This window comes from Okeania sp. SIO3B5 (assembly GCF_010692555.1).
Classification (GTDB): Bacteria; Cyanobacteriota; Cyanobacteriia; order Cyanobacteriales; family Microcoleaceae; genus Okeania.
Genome location: NZ_JAAHHG010000707.1, coordinates 1 through 4,287, shown reverse-complemented (window position 1 = coordinate 4,287; position 4,287 = coordinate 1). Strand labels below are relative to the sequence as shown.

General features: G+C 32.0%; 4 protein-coding genes. All 4 read right to left on the bottom strand.

Translation table 11 applies throughout. The annotated features are described in order from the left end of the window. Positions 1–253: 253 nt before the first annotated feature. The gene (locus F6K54_RS41240; protein WP_293090286.1) at positions 254–2,206 is read right to left on the bottom strand and encodes an ATP-binding protein; all 1,953 of its coding nucleotides are present in this window, start codon (positions 2,204–2,206) and stop codon (positions 254–256) included. 910 nt (positions 2,207–3,116) lie between these two features. Continuing rightward, on the bottom strand, positions 3,117–3,488 hold the full coding sequence (locus F6K54_RS41235; protein ID WP_293090285.1) for a hypothetical protein: 372 nt from the start codon (positions 3,486–3,488) through the stop codon (positions 3,117–3,119). Between the two features lie 249 nt (positions 3,489–3,737). Beyond that, positions 3,738–3,863, bottom strand: coding sequence for a hypothetical protein (locus tag F6K54_RS41230; RefSeq protein ID WP_293090284.1), 126 nt, complete (start codon positions 3,861–3,863; stop codon positions 3,738–3,740). A gap of 27 nt (positions 3,864–3,890) precedes the next feature. Next, a complete protein-coding gene (locus F6K54_RS41225) occupies positions 3,891–4,043 on the bottom strand; it encodes a hypothetical protein (RefSeq protein WP_293090283.1) in 153 nt (50 codons plus the stop codon). Between the last annotated feature and the right edge of the window lie 244 nt (positions 4,044–4,287).

Below are 4,287 nucleotides of genomic sequence, written 5' to 3'. Positions count from 1 at the left end.
TAGAATGGTTAAGTTAGGAGGAGTCAGGAGTCAGGAGTCAGGAGTCAGGAGGAGAAAGAATTACAAAGATGAGCATAGTTATGACGATTGAAGAATTTTTTTATGTCCAATTAAACGGATTTGATATGATAAAAAACTTCATCTCTTTCAACCTTTTCTTTCCTCCTGCCTTCTGCCTTCTGCCTTCTGCCTTCTGCCTTCTGCCTTAAAACCATAAGCATAAGTACCTCATAACAACAGGAAGTGCTGTATATCATATCATGTGTCCCCTCTGGAAAACAGAACTAATGTCTCCGATACTATTTTTTTGATCGGACATTTTAGTCGGTAAAATAATAGTAAATTCTGTTCCTTGCTCAGAATTAGAAATTACTTCAATTTGACCACAATGCTGTTGCACAATCTGATAACAATTTGTTAATCCTAAACCCGTACCTTGACCAACAGGTTTTGTAGTAAAAAATGGGTCAAATAATTTTTCTATAATCTTCGGTGGTATGACAGGACCATTATTCCAAAAACTGATTCTAACTCGCTCGTTCTCTATTGTTTCAGTCTTAATTTTTAGAGTAGGAACAAAATTTAGTTGAAGATTTTGCTCTTGGGATACTAATTGATTGATTGCATCAACAGCATTAAAAATAATATCTAAAAATACTTGATTTATTTTGGCTGGATAACATTCAACTAAAGATAATTCTCCATAGTTTTTAAGTACTTTTATGTGCTGAACTTTATTATTTAAAATTACAAGAGTATTTTCAATCCCTTCTTGGAGATTAACAAATTTAATTTCTGACTCATCAAGGCGAGAGAAATTTCTTAAAGATTGAACAATATGCTTAATTCTTTCTGCCCCAGTTTTCATTGAAGATAAAACTTTTAAAAAATCTTCAACTAAAAAATCTAAATCAATTTCTTCAATATAATCTTGAATTTCTGGTTTGGGCTGAGGATAATGCTGCTGATATAAATTTATTAACTGTAATAAATCAAGAACATATTGTTTTGCATACTCAGTATTACCATAAATGAAGCTAACTGGATTATTAATTTCATGGGCAACTCCACCCACCATTTTTCCTAAACTAGACATTTTTTCTGTTTGAACAAGTTGAGATTGAGTTTGTTTAAGTTTTTGAAGTGCTTGAGTTAGTTCAATAGTACGTTCTTCTACACGATTTTCTAGAGTTTTGTGAGACATTTCTAACTGATGAGTGTATTCTCCTACCCATAAAATAAGTTGATTTAAAGAAGTAGCTAATAATCCAACTTCATCCTTTGTATTTACGGTAGCTTGTAATTGAAAATTAGATTTTTTTGTTACTTGTTGAGCAACTTCAGTCAGTTGTTTTAGAGGATTAGCAATTAAACGACTTATATAAATGGCTAAAAATGTTGCTATTCCTAGAGAAGTTAAAATACTAATAATAATAATAATTTTTTGTAGCCGAGTTACCGTTTTTAAAGCAGCATGAGCTTCATAATCTTGAGCTTCTGCTACTTTCACAATAGCAATTAGTTCTTGTGAGAGGCGATCGAATTGTAGGTCTATTTGAGTAGCTTTATTCTTACTCAATGCAGTAATAATCATTTGCTGTCCTTGTAGAACTTCCTCTTGTTTTAAGTTAGAAATATCTATTTGCTGCCAAAGATTATTGATATAATTAAAATATGAATTTGTTGCCGTCTTATATGATTGTAATAGTTGCCTATATTCCTTTATATCTATAGCTAGATCCTGAGGATGGTTATCTATAAAAATAGCAAGTTCTTCTAAATTTTCCCTAACTTTATTAACATATCCTAGAAATTTTGCTTTTTCAAAATCGAACCAAATTTTTTTATCTAATGCCGGAACTAAATTTTGTGGATGAGACCGCATCCCTAAAACAGCTTTTTCCATATCATTGAGAAGATGGCTATGCTTATCTGCAACATATAGTTTTTGTAGCATTCGCCTTTCATATTCTTCTGCAATAACTAACCCTAAAGTTATTCCAACTACAGCAACACTTATTGCTACAGCATAGCTATAACCAAATTTTTTAGCAATACTCAAACCCTTGAATAAATTAGCTATCCTGGTTAATTGATTTTTTCTCTTAAATTTAATCAAAAATTTGAACATACTATTTTTATTTCGCCGTGGCATAGAAGAAGTAACTTCTATGTATTGGAAATTTTCAGTTTTTTCAGATTGCATAAATATTATTTTAACTCTTCTTCTACAAAGTCAATAAACCATTAAAAAATTAGGACTATTACCAAATAATTAATAATTAATAATTAATAATTAATAATTAATAATTAATAATTAATAATTATATAATTAAATAATTCTGGTTTAAAGCCTCCCCTTTTAAGGGGAAAAAAGCGGTCGAGGGATTACGAGGTCTCCTCGCCATATCCAATCTACCAAGAGAAGAAATAATATTTCCTTATTTTCAATCAAAAGCGGTTTTAACCAGAGGTAATTATCCATTATCCATTATCCATTATCCATTAATGAAAGCATATTATCTCCAAAAGTAGCACATTAATTTGGGTGCATCTCAATTTTGAATAAAGCCAAAAAATTATCACTTTTAGGGAACAGGGAACAGGGAACAGGGAATAGGAAAAAAGTATTTTTGCAAATAGCAAATATGAGATGCACCCAAATACTAAATATTTAAAACCTATTTTATAACGGTTTTCACTCATGTTTACTACAAAAACTTCTGCCCTCTGTCTTTAAGTCAAAATCTCTGTATTCTATGTTAATGAGAACTGCATATAATAACTGCTGCCACTAGAGTTAATCAACCATAAATACATTGCCTATCTATTTTTTTATGTCTTTTCTCAGCTTAAATATTGAGTTATATCATATCCGGATAATCAGTTATAAAAACCTTATCTCTTTAACCCAATATTCCCTTTCCTAGGTCATGCTACACAAACAGCATAGCTCCCTTCTACCCTCTGCCTTCCTTTGTCCAAAATATAAGTATTTAACTGGGCAGAATATTATATCATATCCGGATAATGAGCGATAAAAAAACTCTATCTCTTTAAACCAATATTTATACCCTTTCCTAGGTAATGCTACGCAAACACCATAGCTGCCTTCTTTAAGGTGCTATTAAATCACCTTCTCCAATCACTTTATAAACATCACGAATAATATCATAATTAGCCTTATTAGCAGCTACTAAACTAGAACCCTGATATTTTTTCGTAGATTCTCCCTCTACTAAAGCAGTAATTAACTTATTTTGATTATTAACAATCAGGTTTTGATATTCTTGAATCAATTGAGAGTCTAGGTTACTACTAGCAATAATTACATCACTAGGAAGCAAAGTAGTTTTAGCTATTATAGGAAAGTCCTTTTCTGATGCACCCTTTATTTGTAGTAGATACTGATAGTCTATAGCAGATCCTCCCCAGGCATCAACTTTTCCTGGTTTAAAATCTTCCAGACTGCCCTCATCCCCCAACATCAGAATTTTAAATCAAACCGATGGTCTAATCCTACCTCCTCGCTCATTCCCCGTTTCCCCCGGGGTCTATTTATTGTCACGGTTAGAAAAATTGATGGAGGGATAGGGAGATGGAGATATTTGTATATTTGCACAATTAAATGTATTTCATATTAATATTCTCTGACGACAATGAATTAGCCCTGCCGTCCCCTGTCTCCTGTCTTATTTATTCCGTCTTCTGTTTCCTGCCCTTACTAAAAGACTTTTTCAGCAAACCCTAATTACAACATATTCTGAAGGCCCAGCAAGTAACAAATCTACTTGATTCAACTGTAAAGTGGCAGCGGCCATGGCCAAACTTTCAAGTGGAAAAAACTCAATTTTTGTTGCCAATACTTCTTCTAGAGCAGCACGAAATGGCTAATAATCACGTCGTAGTTTCTCCTCATCAACAACCTCTGTTACTGCAAATCGTAATTTTTCTGGTATTTGTGAGTTATTAGTATTATTAGTTGTGGCAGTACAACTTGTAATAAATAGTAGAGTATAGCCTATAAAATTACGTCGTTTCATATCTTTAATTACCAAGTATAATTAGAGCAATTATTGACCAAAAAGTAAGGTCTTAAGCCTCCCCTTTTAAGAAAATAAAAAAAATTAACTTCAGTTGGAGATACTGATAACTGATAACTGAAATGAGCCTCCGGAAAAATATCAACATTTTGATCGAAGAGTGTTTTTTTTTGCTTAAACTATACTTAACCTAATGGCAAACTTTTATTAAAGATTACTTAATTTTATAGGGATATGATGACCA